23 protein-coding genes are annotated in these 18482 nt (G+C 34.4%); 11 read left to right on the top strand and 12 right to left on the bottom strand.

Annotated features, from left to right (window positions below):
* The first annotated feature begins 25 nt into the window (after positions 1-25).
* Both HNQ90_RS03665 and rimM read left to right on the top strand, forming a co-directional pair.
* Entirely contained in the window at positions 26-544 is a 519-nt protein-coding gene (locus tag HNQ90_RS03665) for a 30S ribosomal protein S16 (protein WP_144115280.1), read from the top strand.
* Between the two features lie 166 nt (positions 545-710).
* A complete protein-coding gene (gene rimM, locus HNQ90_RS03660; RefSeq protein WP_144115279.1) occupies positions 711-1235 on the top strand; it encodes a ribosome maturation factor RimM in 525 nt (174 codons plus the stop codon).
* A gap of 71 nt (positions 1236-1306) precedes the next feature.
* Here rimM and HNQ90_RS03655 read toward each other — a convergent pair whose 3' ends face one another.
* Entirely contained in the window at positions 1307-1762 is a 456-nt protein-coding gene (locus HNQ90_RS03655; RefSeq protein WP_144115278.1) for a DUF2383 domain-containing protein, read from the bottom strand.
* Positions 1763-1908: 146 nt separating this feature from the next.
* Between HNQ90_RS03655 and HNQ90_RS03650 the strand changes: the two genes are divergently transcribed.
* The 5 genes from HNQ90_RS03650 (at position 1909) to HNQ90_RS03630 (ending at position 6504) form a co-directional block, all read left to right on the top strand.
* A complete protein-coding gene (locus HNQ90_RS03650) occupies positions 1909-2634 on the top strand; it encodes a tRNA1(Val) (adenine(37)-N6)-methyltransferase (RefSeq protein WP_144115277.1) in 726 nt (241 codons plus the stop codon).
* 100 nt (positions 2635-2734) lie between these two features.
* Positions 2735-3913, top strand: coding sequence for an acyl-CoA dehydrogenase family protein (locus tag HNQ90_RS03645; protein WP_144115276.1), 1179 nt, complete (start codon positions 2735-2737; stop codon positions 3911-3913).
* 79 nt (positions 3914-3992) lie between these two features.
* Entirely contained in the window at positions 3993-4754 is a 762-nt protein-coding gene (locus HNQ90_RS03640; protein WP_144115275.1) for an SGNH/GDSL hydrolase family protein, read from the top strand.
* 49 nt (positions 4755-4803) lie between these two features.
* Positions 4804-5709, top strand: a complete 906-nt coding sequence (locus HNQ90_RS03635; protein WP_144115274.1) for a metallophosphoesterase family protein — start codon at positions 4804-4806, stop codon at positions 5707-5709.
* Complete coding sequence (locus HNQ90_RS03630; protein WP_144115273.1) at positions 5710-6504, top strand: DUF1853 family protein; 795 nt, start codon at positions 5710-5712, stop codon at positions 6502-6504.
* A gap of 184 nt (positions 6505-6688) precedes the next feature.
* On the opposite strand, the gene HNQ90_RS03625 is transcribed toward HNQ90_RS03630, so the two are convergent.
* From HNQ90_RS03625 to HNQ90_RS03615, 3 genes are all read right to left on the bottom strand, one after another.
* Positions 6689-7018, bottom strand: a complete 330-nt coding sequence (locus HNQ90_RS03625) for a 2Fe-2S iron-sulfur cluster-binding family protein (protein WP_144115272.1) — start codon at positions 7016-7018, stop codon at positions 6689-6691.
* Positions 7019-7216: 198 nt separating this feature from the next.
* Positions 7217-7459, bottom strand: a complete 243-nt coding sequence (locus HNQ90_RS03620) for a NifU family protein (RefSeq protein ID WP_144115271.1) — start codon at positions 7457-7459, stop codon at positions 7217-7219.
* 3 nt (positions 7460-7462) lie between these two features.
* Positions 7463-8602, bottom strand: coding sequence for an Mrp/NBP35 family ATP-binding protein (locus HNQ90_RS03615; protein WP_144115270.1), 1140 nt, complete (start codon positions 8600-8602; stop codon positions 7463-7465).
* Positions 8603-8919: 317 nt separating this feature from the next.
* Here HNQ90_RS03615 and HNQ90_RS03610 point away from each other — a divergent pair, with 317 nt between their 5' ends.
* The 3 genes from HNQ90_RS03610 to HNQ90_RS03600 all read left to right on the top strand — a co-directional run bounded on the left by HNQ90_RS03610 (position 8920) and on the right by HNQ90_RS03600 (position 10457).
* Positions 8920-9495 carry a hypothetical protein gene (locus tag HNQ90_RS03610; RefSeq protein WP_144115269.1) on the top strand — a complete coding sequence of 192 codons (576 nt, stop codon included), beginning with the start codon at positions 8920-8922 and terminating at the stop codon, positions 9493-9495.
* 129 nt (positions 9496-9624) lie between these two features.
* Complete coding sequence (locus HNQ90_RS03605) at positions 9625-10038, top strand: hypothetical protein (RefSeq protein ID WP_144115268.1); 414 nt, start codon at positions 9625-9627, stop codon at positions 10036-10038.
* A gap of 8 nt (positions 10039-10046) precedes the next feature.
* The gene (locus HNQ90_RS03600; RefSeq protein WP_144115267.1) at positions 10047-10457 is read left to right on the top strand and encodes a hypothetical protein; all 411 of its coding nucleotides are present in this window, start codon (positions 10047-10049) and stop codon (positions 10455-10457) included.
* Between the two features lie 115 nt (positions 10458-10572).
* Here the strand turns inward: HNQ90_RS03600 and HNQ90_RS03595 are convergent, their stop codons facing one another.
* The 8 genes from HNQ90_RS03595 to trmB form a co-directional block, all read right to left on the bottom strand.
* Positions 10573-11424 carry an SDR family oxidoreductase gene (locus HNQ90_RS03595; RefSeq protein WP_144115266.1) on the bottom strand — a complete coding sequence of 284 codons (852 nt, stop codon included), beginning with the start codon at positions 11422-11424 and terminating at the stop codon, positions 10573-10575.
* Positions 11425-11438: 14 nt separating this feature from the next.
* Positions 11439-12101, bottom strand: coding sequence for an aspartate/glutamate racemase family protein (locus HNQ90_RS03590; protein WP_144115265.1), 663 nt, complete (start codon positions 12099-12101; stop codon positions 11439-11441).
* A 68-nt stretch (positions 12102-12169) separates the two neighbouring features.
* A complete protein-coding gene (locus HNQ90_RS03585; RefSeq protein ID WP_144115264.1) occupies positions 12170-12904 on the bottom strand; it encodes a flavodoxin family protein in 735 nt (244 codons plus the stop codon).
* 46 nt (positions 12905-12950) lie between these two features.
* On the bottom strand, positions 12951-13898 hold the full coding sequence (locus HNQ90_RS03580) for an L-histidine N(alpha)-methyltransferase (protein WP_144115263.1): 948 nt from the start codon (positions 13896-13898) through the stop codon (positions 12951-12953).
* A 1-nt stretch (position 13899) separates the two neighbouring features.
* Positions 13900-15048 carry an ergothioneine biosynthesis protein EgtB gene (gene egtB / locus HNQ90_RS03575; protein ID WP_144115262.1) on the bottom strand — a complete coding sequence of 383 codons (1149 nt, stop codon included), beginning with the start codon at positions 15046-15048 and terminating at the stop codon, positions 13900-13902.
* 403 nt (positions 15049-15451) lie between these two features.
* Positions 15452-15781 (bottom strand): MGMT family protein, encoded by a 330-nt coding sequence (locus HNQ90_RS03570; RefSeq protein WP_144115261.1) that lies wholly within the window; start codon positions 15779-15781, stop codon positions 15452-15454.
* A gap of 3 nt (positions 15782-15784) precedes the next feature.
* On the bottom strand, positions 15785-16414 hold the full coding sequence (locus HNQ90_RS03565; RefSeq protein WP_241678322.1) for a LysE family transporter: 630 nt from the start codon (positions 16412-16414) through the stop codon (positions 15785-15787).
* A 2-nt stretch (positions 16415-16416) separates the two neighbouring features.
* The gene (trmB, locus tag HNQ90_RS03560; protein ID WP_144115260.1) at positions 16417-17091 is read right to left on the bottom strand and encodes a tRNA (guanosine(46)-N7)-methyltransferase TrmB; all 675 of its coding nucleotides are present in this window, start codon (positions 17089-17091) and stop codon (positions 16417-16419) included.
* Positions 17092-17420: 329 nt separating this feature from the next.
* On the opposite strand from trmB, the gene HNQ90_RS03555 reads away from it, so the two are divergent.
* Positions 17421-18473 carry a glycosyltransferase gene (locus tag HNQ90_RS03555; RefSeq protein ID WP_144115259.1) on the top strand — a complete coding sequence of 351 codons (1053 nt, stop codon included), beginning with the start codon at positions 17421-17423 and terminating at the stop codon, positions 18471-18473.
* The last annotated feature ends 9 nt before the right edge of the window (positions 18474-18482 follow it).

The raw sequence follows: 18482 nt of genomic DNA, 5'->3' as shown, positions 1-18482 counted from the left end.
CGAGAACCTCAAATAATTAATTATTATGCCAGTAAAAATTAGATTACAAAGACATGGTAAAAAAGGGAAACCTTTTTACTGGATCGTAGCAGCTGATGCACGTTCAAAAAGAGACGGTAAATACTTAGAGAAATTAGGTATCTACAATCCAAACACAAACCCAGCAACTGTTGAATTAAACGTTGATGGCGCCGTAACATGGTTACAGAATGGTGCACAACCAACTGATACTGCTAAGACTTTATTGTCTTACAAAGGTGCAATGCTTAAAAATCACCTAGCTGGTGGTGTTAGAAAAGGTGCTTTAACTGAAGAGCAAGCCGAAGCTAAATTTACTGCTTGGGTAGAAGCAAAAGAAGCTAAGATTCAAGCGAAAGCTGATGGTTTATCTGATGTAGAAGCTAAAGCGAAAGCTGATGCTCTTGCCGCTGAGAAAGCTGTTAACGAAGCAAGAATTGCTGCAGCTGCTCCTGCTCCTGTTGAGGAAGAAGCAACTGAAGATGCTCCTGCTGCTGAAGCAGAAGCTTCAAACGAAGAAGAATAAAAAATATTTTTTTATACTTTTAAACTCCGATAGCAATATCGGAGTTTTTTTGTTAAGTAGTATTTTGGTTTACAAAATACATGATTGACCAAATCCCGCTGTAAAACGGGATCTAATTAAATTTGAAAAGATTTCCGCATTCACGGAAATGAAAAAATCACTTTCTATGAAAAAAGAAGACTGTTTTTATTTAGGTAAAATTGTAAAAAAGTACAGTTTTAAAGGCGAAGTATTAGCTAAGCTAGATACCGACCAACCTGATATTTATGAAAATCTAGACGCTATATTTTTGGAGTTAAGAAATAATCTTGTTCCATTTTTTATTGAAAGTTCTCAATTACATAAATCGGAATTACTGCGTATAAAATTTGAAGATGTAGATACAGAAGCAGATGCCGATTCTATTATGAAAAGCGGCTTATACTTGCCATTAGATTTACTACCCAAACTTGAGGGTAATAAATTTTACTTCCATGAGGTTATTGGTTTCACTATTACAGATAAAAACTTTGGAGATGTTGGTATCATTAAAGCTATTAACGACTCTACAGCGCAATCACTTTTTGAAATTGACAGAGATGGTATAGAAATTTTAATACCTATGAACGATGAGTTTATAATTAAAGTAGATAGAGATAACAAAACAATCCTTGTTGAAACTCCAGAAGGACTCATAGACCTATATTTATAACAACATGACAACACACAAAAAAAGCAACCCAATGGGTTGCTTTTTTTTATCAATTAAATAGAAACTTAATACTATGCAACAAGATTTTTTTCTATAATAATTGCATTTAAAGCTTTTTGAATTTGTGCTTTTTGACGCTCTAATACTGTAATGGTAGAATGCGGTAATTCCTTTTGATTTAACAAATCATCATACTTACTTATGGTCAACTCTTTTAATTTGCAAATCTCTAAATACAAATTAACTTTATCTTCAAATAGAAACAAACGTCTAAAATTCATCCATGTTACATAAAATCCGTTTTCTAATTTCCCATCAAATTTAAGCTCCATTTCGGTATTAAGATTTTCAATTTCTACCATTAAATCTTTGCCAAATTCATTACGCTCAAGCCCACGTTCTTTAAAAAAAGTTTTCAATTCGGTATCTGTAACGGCGTTCAATGCTTCTATATAAATTTTTTCAACCTCGTAATTTAAAGTCAACAAATCGTTTAATCCTTTTAACAATTTTTCAGAGTATTTCATAATATTATAATTTAGTTCTAAATAAGGGTTTATATTTCTAACTCTAAATAGACCGTTAATCGTATTTTATTTAACATAGTTTAATAAAATTTATAACACTTTAACACATTATTTCATACTATTGCCTAAATTTTTTAAAACCTATTATGTCTAAAAAGCCTTTTGTTTTCAAGGAATTTCAAATAAATCATGACCAATGCGCCATGAAAATTGGTACCGATGGTGTTTTATTAGGTGCGTGGACTTCACTTAAAAACCGTCCGTTTTCAATTTTAGATATTGGAGCCGGAACTGGCGTATTAGCTTTAATGCTTGCCCAACGTAGTGATGCCGAAATTATTGATGCTATTGAAATTGACGATAGTGCCTTTGAACAATGCGTCGACAATTTTGAGCAATCACCTTGGGGCGACCGCTTATTTTGCTATCATGCCTCATTAGCCGATTTTACCGAAGAACTAGAAACCGAAGAAGACCGATACGATATTATTATATGCAACCCGCCTTTCTATTCTGAAGATTACAAAACCGATAATAACCAAAGAGATTTAGCAAGGTTTCAAGATGCTATGCCGTTTAATCACTTACTGGAAAGCACTTCAAAATTACTATCAGAAATTGGTGTATTTTCAGTTGTAATTCCTTTTAAAGAATCATCAACTTTTATTCAATTAGCTTCAGAATTCAATTTATTTCCAAATAGAATTTTACACGTAAAAGGAAACCCTACCTCTGAAATTAAACGTGCTTTAATAGAATTTTCGTTCCGCAGTAGCGAAACCACTATGGAGTCCTTAATAATTGAAACCGAGAGACACCAATACACCGAAGCTTATATAAATTTAACTAAAGATTTCTACCTAAAAATGTAACAACATCTAGAAAGATTCTTTAAATTTGAGTTATTATATTGGTTTATTAATAAAAATAAAACCCTTTTACTAATAATTCTCATTTAAACACTCAAGCATAATGAAACCAGACTTATTCGAAGCTCCTGATTATTATAATTTAGATGAATTATTAACCGAAGAACACAAGTTGGTTAGAGACGCAGCCCGCGAATGGGTAAAACGCGACGTCTCGCCCATTATTGAAGACTATGCGCAAAGGGCAGAATTCCCTAAACAAATTATAGAAGGCTTAGCTAATATTGGTGCTTTTGGGCCTTATATACCAATGGAATATGGTGGTGCAGGTTTAGACCAAATTAGTTACGGTTTAATTATGCAAGAAATTGAGCGTGGCGATTCTGGGGTTCGCTCTACAGCATCGGTACAATCCTCGTTAGTTATGTATCCTATATGGAAATATGGTAACGAAGCACAACGCAGTAAATATTTACCAAAATTAGCTAGTGGCGAATGGATGGGTTGTTTTGGGTTAACCGAACCAGATCACGGCAGTAACCCTGGAGGCATGGTTACCAATTTTAAAGATAAAGGCGACCATTATTTGCTTAATGGTGCCAAAATGTGGATTAGCAATGCGCCATTTGCACAAGTTGCGGTGGTATGGGCTAAAGACGAAAGCGGACGTATTCACGGTCTTATTGTAGAACGTGGAATGGAAGGCTTTACAACGCCAGAAACACACAATAAATGGTCGTTGCGCGCATCGTCTACTGGCGAGCTTATTTTTGATAATGTAAAAGTACCTAAAGAGAATGTATTACCTAACAAATCTGGTTTAGGCGCACCGCTTGGTTGTCTAGATTCCGCACGTTTTGGTATAGCGTGGGGCGCTATTGGTGCGGCTATGGATTGCTATGCCACCGCCTTGCGCTACAGCAAAGAGCGTATGCAGTTTGGCAAACCTATTGGTCAATTTCAATTGCAACAAAAAAAGCTAGCCGAAATGATTACCGAAATTACCAAAGCCCAACTCTTAGCTTGGAGACTTGGCGTTATGCGCGAAAATGGTACAGCAACCTCAGCACAAATATCTATGGCGAAACGCAATAATGTGGATATGGCTTTAAAAATTGCACGCGATGCCAGACAAATGCTTGGTGGCATGGGTATTAGCGGCGAATATTCTATTATGCGACATATGATGAATCTAGAAAGCGTAGTAACTTACGAGGGTACACACGATATTCATTTGCTAATTACTGGACTGGATGTAACTGGGTTAAATGCTTTTAAATAGAAAGTAGTAATACATTTATAGCAACCATGAGATAAAACCAAGTAAAACATAGTTTCGTATATTTAGTAAAAAAGCGACTATGAAACTTCAAGTATATTTTCTAACCTTTTTAATTACCACGTGTTTAAGCTGCTCTAGCGAACCTATAAATTCGCAAGAACAAACACCCCCAAAAGTTTTACCGCCTATAGAAGTCTCAGAAGTTGAAGAAACAGACAATCCCGTAGGACCACAAACTATAAAATATTTAGCTTTAGGCGATAGTTATACCATAGGCCAAAGTGTCTGCGAAACGTGTAGGTATCCAGAGATTTTAAAGCGTGATATTCTAAAAAACCTAGATTCTGTTTCTAACTTAGTTCTATCCGTAATTGCAACAACAGGTTGGACAACCACCGATTTAATAAACGCCATAACAAACGAAAACCCTAGTTCAGATTTCGATTTGGTAACCCTTTTAATTGGGGTAAATAACCAGTATCAAAATATAGCATTTAACGTTTATCAATCGGAATTCCCAAAGCTTGTTAATACCGCTATTGCAAAGGCTAAAGGCAATAAAGAGCACGTAATCGTGGTTTCAATTCCAGATTATGCTTATACACCTTTTGGAAGAGGTAACACCAACATATCTGCCGACTTAGACAGATACAATACATTTGCTAAAAATTATTGCGACAGCAACAACATTACTTATGTTAACATTACAGATATTACTAGACAAGGGTTGGAAAACCCAAATTTAGTGGCTAACGATGGTTTACATCCATCGGAACTCGCCTATTCCATGTTTGTAGAGCGATTACTTCCTGTTGCTATTGAGAAATTAAAATTGGAATAATCTATATAAAACAGTTTCAATAGAAAGGCATTTTGTTTACATTTACTTCATGTTTTCATCCAAGAAAAGATTAGACAATGCTTATAAAAATGCTAAAATCATCGATTTTGATGATGATAGTAAATTTATTCTATTTAGCGATTGCCACCGAGGTGATAATAGTTTTGCCGACGATTTTGCCAACAACCGAAACATTTACTTTCATGCTTTAAAGCATTATTATACCGAAGGCTTTCAATATTGTGAAATTGGCGATGGCGATGAGCTTTGGGAAAACCTGTCGTTTAAATCTATACTTAATGCTCATAAAAACGTGTATATGCTTATGAAAGAATTTCATAAAAATGAGCGTTTACACATGATATGGGGCAACCATGATATGGTGTATAGAGATCCTAAATACGTTGAAAAATACCTTTCTACCTATTTTGACCCAAAAGTAGGAGAAGATGTAGAGCTCTTTAAAGATATAAAGTACCACGAAGGCATTATATTAAAACATTGCATGACTGGACAAGAATTATTTTTAACCCACGGCCACCAAGCCGATTGGTGGAATTTCTTATTTTGGAAATGGAGCCGTTTTATGGTTCGAGTACTTTGGAAACCACTAAATGTAATGGGTATTGCAGACCCAACAAGTCCTGCAAAAAACTACACCGAACTTATAAAGGTAGAACGTAGAACTAAAAGATGGATTATCGAAAACAATAATGTAATGACTATTGTTGGGCATACACACAGACCTCGCTTTCCGGAGCCTGGAGACATTGCCTTTTTTAATGATGGGAGTTGTGTGCACCCAAGAAGCATTACGGGTATTGAAATTGAAAACGGCAAAATATCACTTATTAAATGGCAAATAGATACTAACGATGATGGCGTCCTGCAAATTGTTAGAGTTTTGCTTGAAGGCCCAAGAAAATTGGCGGATTATAAAACGGCAAAAAATTAAATGCTCCAAAAAAGATATGAAGGCTTTTTAAAAACACCATGCTTATGGCAAGGTGAAGCTGTTTATAATTTACAACAATTTGAAGTAGATTCTAAAGTTGATAAAATTGATGTTGATATTGACGACAATTTACGTCTTGGAAAATATGTTGAGCGCTTTGTGTCGTTTGAAATTGAGCAACAGCCAGATATTTCTGTTTTAGCTGAAAACATACAAATACAAGACGGCAAAACTACTTTAGGTGAAATTGATTGTCTACTAAAACGAAATGGAAAACCTATCCATTTGGAGGTTATTTACAAGTTCTATTTGTATGACGCGTCTGTTGGCGATACGGAAATTGAACATTTTATTGGCCCGAACAGAAAGGACTCTTTAATTGAAAAGCTTACAAAATTAAGAGAGAAACAACTTCCTTTACTCTATACTGATGCTTGCAAACCATATTTAGATAAACTTGATTTAGCCCCTAAAGACATTACCCAAGAAGTGTATTTTAAGGCGCAGTTATTTTTACCTTTTGCTAAACAAGATACAGCGTTAAAAACGTTGAACCCAGATTGTATTGTTGGCTTTTACATGAACCAAAATGATTTGAAACATTTTGAGGATTGCAAGTTCTTTATTCCGAATAAAAAAGATTGGTTGCTTGAACCACAAACTTATGTAAACTGGTTAAGTTTTGATGCTTTTAAAATAAGTGCTAAAAATTATTTTGACGAGCAATTTTCTACGTTATGTTGGGTAAAATTTAAAACAGGTGAACTGAAGAAACTGTTTTTGGTTTGGTGGTGATGTTTGACTTTACTAAAAGGTTTGACTTTAGCAAATACGCCCGCGTTAGGGATTACAGCGGCATCCTTTTTTTGCTGTCATAAATGGCAAAAAAAGATACAGCGGAAAGCCCGACCCTTGTGGTAACGCCCAAATAGTTATTTTGAAAAATTAATTTAATGAGATTCCTGCTTACGCAGAAATTTTAGCTTTCTGGTGCCAACTCTACCTCTAAACCTTCCATTTCTGGAGTAATTTGGATTTGGCAGCCTAAACGACTGTTATCCTTAACATCGAAGGCTTCCGATAACATGGCCTCTTCATCGTCGCCCATTTCTGGTAATTCGGTTTTGCTTAACACATAGCATTGACAAGACGCGCACATAGCCATACCACCGCAAACACCAATGGTGCCTTCGGGCGCAAGCTCGTAAGAACGAACAACCTCCATAAGATTCATCGCCATATCGGTTGGGGCAACTATATCGTGAATTACTCCGTCTCTATCTGTGATTTTTATATTTACGTCTTCCATTACTTTATTTTGTACTTATGCTAAATGCATGTCATAATTCGTGCCACAAATTTAAGACTTGCAAATTTATTTTTTAATGATTTTTTAGCTAATTTAAATTGTGGGCTAAAAAATAAGGAATCGTCAAAATTTTGCAATTTTAAGATTCCTTTTTTATAAGATAGTATGTTTTAATTGAAACTTTTGTAGTTATTTACACTAAGCTTCAATATTAATAACTTGCTCTATTTGTGGCGCGTACTTTTTAATAGTCATTTCCACGCCCGATTTTAGTGTCATTTGATTTACACTGCAACCTACACATGCCCCTTTTAACTGTACTTTTACTAATTTATCGTCTTCGATAGACAGTAATGAGATATCGCCACCATCACTTTGCAGGAACGGACGAATTTCTTCTAGGGCGAATTCTACTTTTTCTTTTAGTTCTTCTGAGGTCATAATTTATTTTTTTACAGCTGCACAACCTGCCATAGTTGTAATTTTAATAGCTTCGGTTGGTGGTAAATCGTCATTTCGTCTTACAACTTCCTGCACAACATTTTGAGTTAATTTCTCGAATGCTTGCTCTAATGGCGTTGCTGTTTGTAATGCCGCCGGACGACCAACATCGCCAGCTTCTCTTATGCTTTGTACTAATGGCAACTCACCTAAAAACGGTACGTTTAAATCTTCGGCTAAATGTTTAGCACCTTCTTTACCGAATATAAAATATTTATTATCAGGTAATTCAGCAGGTGTAAAGTATGCCATATTTTCTATAATTCCTAATACTGGCACATTTATACTTTCTTGCTGAAACATAGCTACACCCTTTTTAGCATCGGCTAAAGCTACATTTTGCGGTGTACTAACTACAACTGCTCCTGTAATTGGTAAAGATTGCATAATACTTAAATGAATATCGCCTGTTCCTGGAGGTAAGTCTAGAAGCAAGAAATCTAATTCGCCCCAATGTGCATCAAAAATCATTTGATTTAATGCTTTTGCAGCCATTGGCCCACGCCATACTACCGCCTGATCTGGTTTTGTAAAAAACCCAATGGATAATACTTTTACGCCATAGTTTTCGACAGGCTTCATTTTTGATTTTCCTTCAATAGTAACTGCTAAAGGTTTCTCATTGGCTACATCAAACATTATTGGAATAGATGGCCCGTAAATATCGGCATCTAAAACACCTACTTTAAAGCCCATTTTAGCTAAAGTAACGGCTAAATTTGCTGTAACTGTAGATTTCCCTACACCACCTTTACCAGATGCCACGGCAACTATATTTTGAATACCCGGAATTGGTTTTCCTTTAATAACATTTGCTTTTGGCTTTTCGGCTGGAGCCTCAACTTTTACATTTACCGTAATTTTAGCTTTCTCATAAACCTTTTCGTGAATGGTTTTAAGAATATCAACCTCTGTACGCTTTTTAGCTTGTAGGCTTGGGTTTTGTATTGTAATATCAACAATGACCTCATCGCCAAAAGTGATGACGTTTTTTACCGCACCGCTTTCTACCATATTTTGTCCTTCACCAGGTACGGTAATGTTTTCGAGTGCTTTAAGTATGTCTTTTTTATCTAGTTTCATTTCTTTTATTCAGAATAATTCTAAGTGCAAAGATACGTAATAATGCCCGAAGAGATGAACCCAATGTTAGAAGATTTATTGATAGGATTATTAACTTTAGTTATAATATATCTTTGAGTAATAGGAAGAGCTTATTAAAATTTACTTGAAAAATTACCAAATTTTTTAACGTTATCTAAAAAAATCAAGATGTGTAATGCATTATTTACAATAATCAAGAAATACCTTTCAATACTACTAAAACATTTTATCTTTACTGTGTGTTATTTACATTAAATAGCATATAACAAATTAAATAATTAATTAAACTTTTTAAAATGTTAAGCAAAACACTTAAACGCGTAGTACTATTATTTTTATTTTCTACCACAATTTTTAGTTGCGAGAGTAGTGACGACACATTAGATACTTCTGGAGAGTTGCCAGGAAATTGGGAATTAATTAGCTACACAAATGATGGCAGCACATCCACCAATTTTCAAGGAAACCCATTAAGAACTACGTTTACTGGAAAAGCTATAAATATTGACTACATACTTACATTTACTGAAAACCCAAATAAAGCATTTACAGAGAATAGTAGTCTTGATTTTGAAATAACCTCTTCTGCTAATGGAACAAGCTCAACAGAAACTAGCACAATAAACAATATAACTTCTGAGTCAGATTGGAGTAGAGATGGTAATATTTTAACATTTTCTGGAGATTTTGGATCGTTTAACACTAGCGCTCCTGTTATAGACGATGAGATTTCTGCTAACCCAGAATATATTATTAAAGAGCTTACCGAAAACACTTTAGTACTCACAACAGGTGTATCAGAACAAGTTAGTGAATCTGGTTTTGATATAGATATTGATGTAAATTTAAGATTAGAATTTACTAGAATATAATTTACTAACTAGTTAAAAAGCCGCCTAAATAAACTTTAGGCGGTTTTTTTTATTTTTATAATCGCTCACTAAAATCAAAAACGGCATAATTTATGTGAAATTTTAATTCTGAATTTTCGAACTTAAATTATGAAGCACATTACTCTTTTTTTAATTACTATTATTTTTAGCATATCAAGTTACAGCCAAGGTAAAATTAAAGAGGCTGAAGAGAGCTTAAAAAAATCTAAAAACACAAGTAGTAACAGCCAAACTCAAACTACTTACGCAAACAACAATGGCACCTCGGATGGCAACTTTTTAACTGATGTTGTTGGTGGGTTATTTGTACAACTATTTGCTTACACCGCTTATGGTATTGCCATTGAAAGTCCTTTTGAAACCACACACCAAGCAAGTAATGCGTATTTAACTAAATATCCTAGAAAAACACTGATAAAGGCAACTTCTCTTATAATTGGGATGAAGACTCCGAAATTTTTACCACCTCTATTTCCACTAGATATATTTTTGAAACCAATAGATTATATGGCAATCATTTAAATGCCGATATGCGTTTTTTTAAACGCATAGGTTTAGAGTTAGATTATTTACAGCTTTGGGAAAACAGCCCAAACTTTGGCAAAAACGCTTTAGCTATTTACACAGCTTTAGCCAAATATAATCGGGTACGTACCGAACGCTTTAATGCGTATTGGGGTTTAGGTGCCGCTTATATTGATGGCGATGTGGATGCATTAGGTTTTACATACGGCTTAGGTGCCGAATGGTTTTTTGCTAAACCGTTTAGTTTGGCGTGTAATTTTAATCAGGTATTAGTTAATGATAATAACGTTAATAAATTTAATGGCCTTTTAAATTACCACAGAAAACAATATAAGTTTATTGGAGGCTACGAACACCTAAAAATTGGAAGTGTTGGCTTTAGTAATGTAAGCTTAGGCGTTGGCATTTCGCTTTAATTGGAGTTCTTATCATAAATTTAGAATAACAAACAATATGTGTTAGAACCTAACACCGCTCTTTACTTAAACGCGTACACCCTTAGTGTACTCCTACAATAAAATTACTTTAATTTTAATTAGCATTCTTATAAACCCTAATAACCTCCAAGATAGATTTATGCGGTCGACCAGCAACTTTTTCAAAATCTGAAGACACATTGTTAGCTCCATTTTTTATGCCTTCATAAATTCCAGCAATTACAGTGCCCAGAAAATCGCCCAACGCTGCTTTTCTTTCAGATAAATAATCTGCTACCGAAACCGATTTATAACTAAGTTGAGTTTTAAAAACTTGATTTATATAGTCTGCCAATTCACTTTGCGAAATAGCATCGCCCACTAAATTATAAGTTTTACCGTTGTGCTTATCTTCCATCAACATTTTAGTGTAGGCATACCCCAACTCTGCTCTACTTGTGTAGGCACATTTGCCATCGCCTGCACAGTTTCTAATCTCTCCTTCTTTAATGTAAGTATCTAAATATTCCAAATCGGGCTCAATATAAATACCGTTTCTACCAATAGCGTATTCAAGACCCGAGTTTTGGACGTCCTGTTCTGTTTTACGATTACTTTGTACAACAGGGCTAAAAGCGGTGTTTTTTTCATCGCCAACAATACTAGTATATACTATTTTTTTAACACTATTACTAACGGCAGCATCTATAACATTGCGGTGTTGTTGAATTCTTTTATCAGGCTCATCCATTCCTGAAAGCAACATAACAACATCTATACCTTGCAATGCGGCATCAAATTCTTCACGACTATTATAATCGCCTTTTCGTATTTCAATGCCAAGGTGTTTTGCTTTTTCTGGTGATCGGGCAATACCTATTACATGATCTTTTCCGATACTTTCAATTAAATTTTTCACAATGGTTGATCCTAATTTTCCATTTGCTGAAGTAACTGCTATTTTCATTGTATTAAAGTATTTTATAAAACGTTTATCGCTTCCATTATTTGAATTTCCACCATATCTAAAAGGCGCTTATTATTTTTAGGCTTAAAAACAGACAACTCTGTACAAGCCAACAACACTGTGGTTTTAACTGTGTATTTTTCAACAATTTCATGAAAATTTACTATAACTTCTTCGGTCTCTTTCTTAGCATAAACTTGTTTTCGAAAAGTATCAATTTGAAGTCGATCTTCTTCCGAAGGAATCTCTATTTCTATTTTATTTGCGTTGAAAACGGAACGTACATATGCTGAATTCATTGTGTATTCTGAAGCCATTAAAACTACTTTTGAGAGTTTTAAGATTTTAATTTTTGCAACCGTTAAATAAACAGGATGCAAAATAGTTTTCCGAACCTCAATTTGATCTATACTTTCGTGTAAAGTGATATTAGGAACTAAAATATGTGATATATCTAATTTTTCTATTTCGTTAATACAACCTTGAGTTAGCGAATTTAGTTCCTCTGATATATTTGGTAAAAGTGAATTTATAGCATCAAAATTTGCATTCCACATAATTAACGGACATGTACTATAACCTCCATATTTATCATTATATAATCTGTTTAACTCACTAATGTAAAACGTGGTCGTTTGACTTCCGAGACCTAAAACAGCAAGTTTTACGCTATCCATATTAAGAATATTTTAAAAGGGATTAACATTAGTTTTCTTCTAAAGCACAGGATTTCAATACCTTATTTTTAGCGGTATTCTGGATTTTCAAAATTCCACCTTCTACCATCATCCCAATCTTCTCTTGAGTTTCCATAACTTGGGTATCCACCTTGCTTTTTTAACATAGAGGCTAAATGTAGTAAATTATAGGTCATAAATGTTGTATTACGATTAGTGAAATCGGAGCCGAAACCCTTTGGTTTTTCTAGTTTTTCGCCCTTCCACTCTGTATCGCCATAACTTGGTCCGGGTCCTACTTCTCCAATCCATCCGCAATCGGCTTGTGGCGGTATAGAATACCCAACATGCTGAAGCGAATACAATATACCCATAGCACAATGTTTTACACCATCTTCATTACCAGTTACCATGCATCCACCAACTTTACCATAAAAACTATATTGTCCTTTATCGTTTGTTTGCCCGCTCATACCATACAATCTTTCAATTAATTTCTGAGCAATAGACGATTTTTCTCCAAGCCAAATAGGTGTACCAACAATAAGAATATCGGCATCAAATATTTTCTTAAAAAGCGATGGCCATTCATCTTTTTCCCATCCATGTTCCTTCATATCTGGATAAACACCAGTAGCAACATCATGATCAATAAATCGAATATCTTCTACCGAAACACCTTCGCTCTTCATAATAGATTTTGAAACCTCTATGAGTTTAGATGTATGACTCTCCATTGGAGATTTCTTCAATGTACAATTTACATAAATTGCTTTCAGGTCTTTAAATCTTTTCTCGCTCATAGCTATCGGTTTTATTATTAAATTCTATTATTCAAAACATCGTATTTTAATCTCTTCTAAGAATATAATCTGCAAAATAAGCTTTACTATCTAGTATTTTAGTTTCAAGATTAAAATCGGTTTTCTCGATTATTTTCTCAATTAACGCATCATTATATTTTCTAGATATTTCAGTATGAATTTTTTCTCCTTCAGTAAAATTATAGGTTTTTCCGGTGGCATTAATCTCGACAGACTGATTAACTGTGCTCACAATAAAGCTTTTGGCAACACCTTCGCGCTCATCATATTCAGGCTGATGTTTAAACTGGTTTAGATTAAAATTCCCACCTAATTCGTTATTAATTCTATCTAATAAATTAAGATTGAATTTTTCTGTTATTCCCCGACTATCATTATAAGCCGGAAGCACAACATGTCTCGCCTTTATTAAATCTACACCCAATAAGAGTTTATCTCCTGCTTGCAGGTTAGATCCTAAATTATAAATAAATTCGGCCGCCATATCATCGGACATATTCCCTATGTTAGACCCTAAAAACAGTACTATTTTAGGTTTCTTACTCTCCTTTAAGGACGCTAAAACCTTAAAATAATCGCCTTCTTGAATTTGTACAGACAAATTTGGAAGCTCGCTTTTTAAATCTTTTTCCAATAAACTCAATGCATTGGAAGAAATATCGATAGGAAAATAATCGAAATTATAATTTTGAGCACCTAAAGACCTAAGTAGTTCTTTTGTTTTTGTACCATCTCCAGCTCCTAATTCTATCAACTCAAAATAAGAATCTGTTGAAACGCTAAAGGATTCAATAAGCTCTTGGGTTTTATTCTGAAAAATATCTAACTCACATCGGGTTAGATAATATTCCGGTAGATTCATAATTTCTACAAAAAGCGCATCACCTATCTTATCATAAAAATACTTTGATGGCAATGTTTTGTTATCCTCTTGTAATCCTTTATCAACTTCATTTTTAAAAACTTCTGTCATATTACTTTACTAATCTTATTCCGGTAAACTGCCAACGTTCCGAAGGGTGAAAAAAATTGCGATACGTCTTTCGACTATGGTTTTGAGATGTTGCCACCGAAGCGCCTCTTAACACCATTTTATTACTCATAAACTTCCCGTTGTACTCTCCAACAGCTCCGTTTTCTTTCACAAAATTTGGGTAAGGCAAATAAGCACTACTGGTCCATTCCCAACGTTTGCCCCAATCTAACTTTTGAGCAGCAACTTCCCACTCAAACTCGGTTGGTAATCGCATACCTTTCCATTCGGCATACGCATTGGCTTCGTAAAAGTTAATGTGACTTAAAACAGCATTTTTATCTACTTTTTGTATTCCGGCAAGGGTATAAACATGCCATTCTCCATCTATTTGGTGCCAATACATGGGAGCTTTAATTTGCTCCTTATTTAACCAAGCCCAACCTTCATCTAACCAAAGATTAAAATCGGAGTAACCGCCTGCTTCCATAAAAGCCATGTAATCTCCATTGGTTACCAAAAAGTTATTAATTTCAAAATTGGGCACATAAACCTTATGCACACCTAATTCATTATCATAACAGAACCCATTATCCTGATGTCCTATCTTGTACACATCTGCTGATATTTTTACAGTATCGGCAGCTGTGTTTTCATCTTTTATTAAATTAAAATCTTTATTAAAAACGGGAAACAGCGCGTTATTACCAAGCATATACTTTACATCGGTAATTAGTAATTCTTGATGTTGCTGTTCGTGATTTAGACCTAAAACCACTAAATCTAATACGTTCTGCTCTAGCTTAGTTTCAAAGAAATTCAACATATGTTTATCTACATAATCTCTGTAAGCAAAAATAGCATCGGTACTTGGCCGAGACATATTACCTCTATTAGACTGGAGGACTCTGCTACCAACATTATTATAGTAACTATTAAATAAAAAGTTGAAATTTGAATCGTATTCGACATAACCATCCAATTCTGTTTTTAAGATAAAAGTTTCGAAAAACCAAGTGGTATGCGCCAAATGCCACTTGACAGGACTCGCAAATTGAACTACTTGAATAGCATAATCTTCTGGTTGCAAATAACTACAAAAATCAATAGTTTGTTGTCTAACACTTTTATAGCGTTCGTTTATATTCATAAATATTATTAACGTGAAATTTGTATTGTTTTATGAAGGTTAAAGTCATAATTTTTACCATAATTATGTCTCCGAAAAACAGATATACTTACAGAAAAGCTTAATTAAGCTTCACTTTTTTTCCTAAAGGACAATGATAAGATAAAACAAAAAATGGAATCAGTTGAATTTCAAAACTTTTAAAAGGGTTCTTAAACATTTTAAAAAGTTTATAATTGAGATAAACACGAATTTAATGGTACAATTTACCTTCGAAAATATCCCGATAAAACCTTCTGCTTATAAAAATATGATAAAATATAGCCAACTCCAAATCGTTAGAAACTTGATTTAATTGGCTTCCTACTATTATCAAATGAACTATAGAAAGAAATTAATCTTAAAAAAAGGATGAAATAAACCACTACAATTCCTTAGAAGGATCCCAATACACGGTTTCTAAGTTTTGAATTTGATTTTCTACAACAGTAACACCTTCACTTTCTAGTAGTTGTTGCATGAGGTTTGTACCATCAAAATGATGCTTACCTGTAAGCAAGCCTTTTCTATTTACAACACGATGCGCCGGTACATCTTTACCGTGAGAACCATTCATGGCATACCCTACCATTCTTGCACTTCGGGCAGCACCTAAATACTTAGCTATAGCGCCATAACTTGTAACACGACCGTAAGGAATTAACTTAGCTACCTCATAAACTTTATCGAAAAAATTAAGGGTTTCTTGTTTCATTCTTTAAAAATCTTGTATCATGTTAATAATGGTTACAATAGAAATAACCCCTGTAATTCCGCCAATAATACGGTTCATGTTTTTTTGAGAGGTGAAGGTTTTTCCTTTTATTTTATCGAAAAAGAAAATATACATATATAGGGTTACAAATGTACCTGTAGCCGCCCCAACTACATAAGCCATAATACTAGTTTGCTCGAAGGTCATCCAACCAAAAGAAGCTAAAGTAATAGTCATATAGGCTTGATATGGTATAGGAAACACATTAATACCAGATAAAAACATACCTTGAAAAAACCGACTATGTTTACTACGTCTTTTTGGTTCCTTTTGCTGCTTGGGTTCCGATTTGGCTATAAATAAAAAGTAAATGGTTATTAATATAAAAATAACCAAAGCAACGGCTCGTAAAATACCTATAACTTCGTGATGCTTGCTTAAATAGCGAGCAAAAATACTTGCTAAATACGTTTGTATAAAAACAATAACGCATACGCCTGCGGAAAACACAATACCTCGAACATGGCCTTCTTTTAGACTTATTTTTGCTGCTGTCATGTTTAACAACCCTGGCGGAATAACGCCAATCATTGCAAAAAATAAACCTAAAAAGAATATAAAGGTGATATTCACGCTTATTTTATTTTGAATTTAATGTAGGTAATGGCTTTGTTTTTTTCTAAATATTGCGACTCGTAAAAGGTTTGAATGCTTGTAACTTCCTCTGGGCTTCCTTCTTGCTTATACACATTGTGGTTAGCATAAAGCACCTCGTGTCCTGCACCATGTAATAAACCAAGCGTGTAACCATGCATAAATTCGCTATCGGTTTTTAGGTTAACCTCGCCTTCTGGTTTTAAAATTTGCTTGTAACGCTCCAAAAACGTAGCATTAGTCATGCGGTGTTTGGTGCGCTTATATTTTATTTGCGGATCTGGGAAGGTTATCCAAATTTCGTCTACCTCGTTTTCGGCAAAGGCATGGTCTATTAATTCTATTTGTGTACGTAAAAAAGCTACGTTAGGTATGTTTTCTTGAATGGCTGTTTTGGCACCTCGCCAAAAACGAGCGCCTTTTATATCGATACCTACAAAGTTTTTATTAGGATATTTTTTTGCTAAAGCCACAGAATACTCGCCTTTACCACAACCTAACTCTAAAACCAAAGGGTTATCGTTTTTAAAAACTACTGCTCTCCAGTTGCCCTTGTGCTTAAAATTTGAGTTTACCAAATCTTCTCTTGAGGGTTGAACGACATTTGAAAACGTTTCGTTTTCTTTAAATCTTCTAAGTTTGTTTTTACTTCCCAAAGTGTATTAACGATTTCTTATTATTATATAATTTTTGGTAAAAGTAGAGAATTTATTGGAACAAAAACGGCTACTTTAAATTCCTGTATTATTGTTTGGTAAATATTTTACATTTTACCGCCTTGTTTATTTTATTGAAAAGGTTAAGGTTGATACTAAGGGAATTTCTTAATATTATAGAAATATACCCGAACCATTATATCTTTATCTTTGAATTTAGCAAATAAGTGCGTGAGGGATTGAAGCGGTATCCTTTTTTTGCTGCCATAAATGGCAAAAAAAGATTTAGCGTAAAGCCCGACCCTTGGGGCACGCCCAAATAATTAGTTATGAAAAAACGCATTTTAGTTGCGCCTTTAAATTGGGGTCTTGGGCATGCCACACGTTGCATCCCTATAATTAACGCCTTAATGAGTGCGGGTTTTGCGCCTATAATTGCTAGCGATGGTGTGGCTTTATCGCTGTTACGGAAGGAGTTCCCGAGTGTTCCTACCATAGAGTTACCATCGTACAATGTAATGTACTCTAAAAACGGAAAACTTTTTAAGCTGAAATTACTTAAGGATTCGCCCAAACTTTTAAAGGCTATTAATGCTGAAAAAAAAGCGATTAAGGCTATTGTTGAAAACAATGATATTTGCGGGATAATTTCGGATAATAGATTAGGGGTTAGACATAAAAATGTGCCGTCGGTTTTTATTACACACCAACTGAATGTATTGAGCGGTAATACGACGTGGTTAAGCACAAAAATGCACCAGAAAATAATAAAAAAGTTTAATGTTTGTTGGGTTCCGGATGCTGCTGGCACTTTAAATTTGAGTGGTAAATTAGGGCATGTTGATGCGTTTGAGGTGCCAATAAAATATTTGGGACCGCTGAGTAGGTTTACAAAAATGGACCCAGAAATTAAAAATGATATTTTGGTTTTATTATCAGGCCCAGAACCACAACGCACTTTGCTTGAAGAAAAATTACTTACCGAATTTGAGAACTATAACGGTAAAGTGGTTTTTGTAAAAGGTGTGATGGAACCAGAACAAAGCATACAGCTTTTGGGCAACTTGACTATTTATAATTTTATGACCTCTAAATTATTAGAAAAGACCATAAATGAAAGTGCTTTGGTAGTATCTAGATCTGGTTACACTACGGTAATGGATTTAGCTAAACTGAATAAAAAGGCTTTTTTTATACCTACGCCAGGGCAGTTTGAGCAGGTTTATTTAGCAAACAGACTTAGCGAGATGCATTTGGTACCAACCTGCTCTCAAGATAACTTTACATTAGATAAATTGAATAACAACGGGAAGTATATGGGCTTAACGGCTTTTGATTTTGATACGGATTACGCGGACTTGTTTTCGGTATTTAATAGCTAATTTAAACGC

Source organism: Algibacter amylolyticus (assembly GCF_014202225.1).
In the GTDB taxonomy this organism is placed as follows: domain Bacteria; phylum Bacteroidota; class Bacteroidia; order Flavobacteriales; family Flavobacteriaceae; genus Algibacter_B; species Algibacter_B amylolyticus.
Note: the sequence above shows the minus strand (reverse complement) of the source record. Positions and strands in the feature narration are given on the sequence as shown.

Bases quoted from the DNA above. Each gene is read 5' to 3' on its own strand.
- HNQ90_RS03570 (WP_144115261.1), bottom strand. From the start codon at position 15,781: ATGAAACAAGAAACCCTTAATTTTTTCGATAAAGTTTATGAGGTAGCT.
- HNQ90_RS03625 (WP_144115272.1), bottom strand. From the start codon at position 7,018: ATGGAAGACGTAAATATAAAAATCACAGATAGAGACGGAGTAATTCAC.
- HNQ90_RS03595 (WP_144115266.1), bottom strand. From the start codon at position 11,424: ATGAAAATAGCAGTTACTTCAGCAAATGGAAAATTAGGATCAACCATT.
- HNQ90_RS03555 (WP_144115259.1), top strand. From the start codon at position 17,421: ATGAAAAAACGCATTTTAGTTGCGCCTTTAAATTGGGGTCTTGGGCAT.
- HNQ90_RS03655 (WP_144115278.1), bottom strand. From the start codon at position 1,762: ATGAAATACTCTGAAAAATTGTTAAAAGGATTAAACGATTTGTTGACT.
- HNQ90_RS03600 (WP_144115267.1), top strand. From the start codon at position 10,047: ATGCGTTTTTTTAAACGCATAGGTTTAGAGTTAGATTATTTACAGCTT.
- HNQ90_RS03590 (WP_144115265.1), bottom strand. From the start codon at position 12,101: ATGGATAGCGTAAAACTTGCTGTTTTAGGTCTCGGAAGTCAAACGACC.
- HNQ90_RS03610 (WP_144115269.1), top strand. From the start codon at position 8,920: ATGTTAAGCAAAACACTTAAACGCGTAGTACTATTATTTTTATTTTCT.
- HNQ90_RS03620 (WP_144115271.1), bottom strand. From the start codon at position 7,459: ATGACCTCAGAAGAACTAAAAGAAAAAGTAGAATTCGCCCTAGAAGAA.
- HNQ90_RS03645 (WP_144115276.1), top strand. From the start codon at position 2,735: ATGAAACCAGACTTATTCGAAGCTCCTGATTATTATAATTTAGATGAA.
- HNQ90_RS03650 (WP_144115277.1), top strand. From the start codon at position 1,909: ATGTCTAAAAAGCCTTTTGTTTTCAAGGAATTTCAAATAAATCATGAC.
- HNQ90_RS03585 (WP_144115264.1), bottom strand. From the start codon at position 12,904: ATGAGCGAGAAAAGATTTAAAGACCTGAAAGCAATTTATGTAAATTGT.
- HNQ90_RS03615 (WP_144115270.1), bottom strand. From the start codon at position 8,602: ATGAAACTAGATAAAAAAGACATACTTAAAGCACTCGAAAACATTACC.
- rimM (WP_144115279.1), top strand. From the start codon at position 711: ATGAAAAAAGAAGACTGTTTTTATTTAGGTAAAATTGTAAAAAAGTAC.
- egtB (WP_144115262.1), bottom strand. From the start codon at position 15,048: ATGAATATAAACGAACGCTATAAAAGTGTTAGACAACAAACTATTGAT.
- HNQ90_RS03605 (WP_144115268.1), top strand. From the start codon at position 9,625: ATGAAGCACATTACTCTTTTTTTAATTACTATTATTTTTAGCATATCA.
- HNQ90_RS03580 (WP_144115263.1), bottom strand. From the start codon at position 13,898: ATGACAGAAGTTTTTAAAAATGAAGTTGATAAAGGATTACAAGAGGAT.
- HNQ90_RS03665 (WP_144115280.1), top strand. From the start codon at position 26: ATGCCAGTAAAAATTAGATTACAAAGACATGGTAAAAAAGGGAAACCT.
- HNQ90_RS03635 (WP_144115274.1), top strand. From the start codon at position 4,804: ATGTTTTCATCCAAGAAAAGATTAGACAATGCTTATAAAAATGCTAAA.
- HNQ90_RS03630 (WP_144115273.1), top strand. From the start codon at position 5,710: ATGCTCCAAAAAAGATATGAAGGCTTTTTAAAAACACCATGCTTATGG.
- HNQ90_RS03640 (WP_144115275.1), top strand. From the start codon at position 3,993: ATGAAACTTCAAGTATATTTTCTAACCTTTTTAATTACCACGTGTTTA.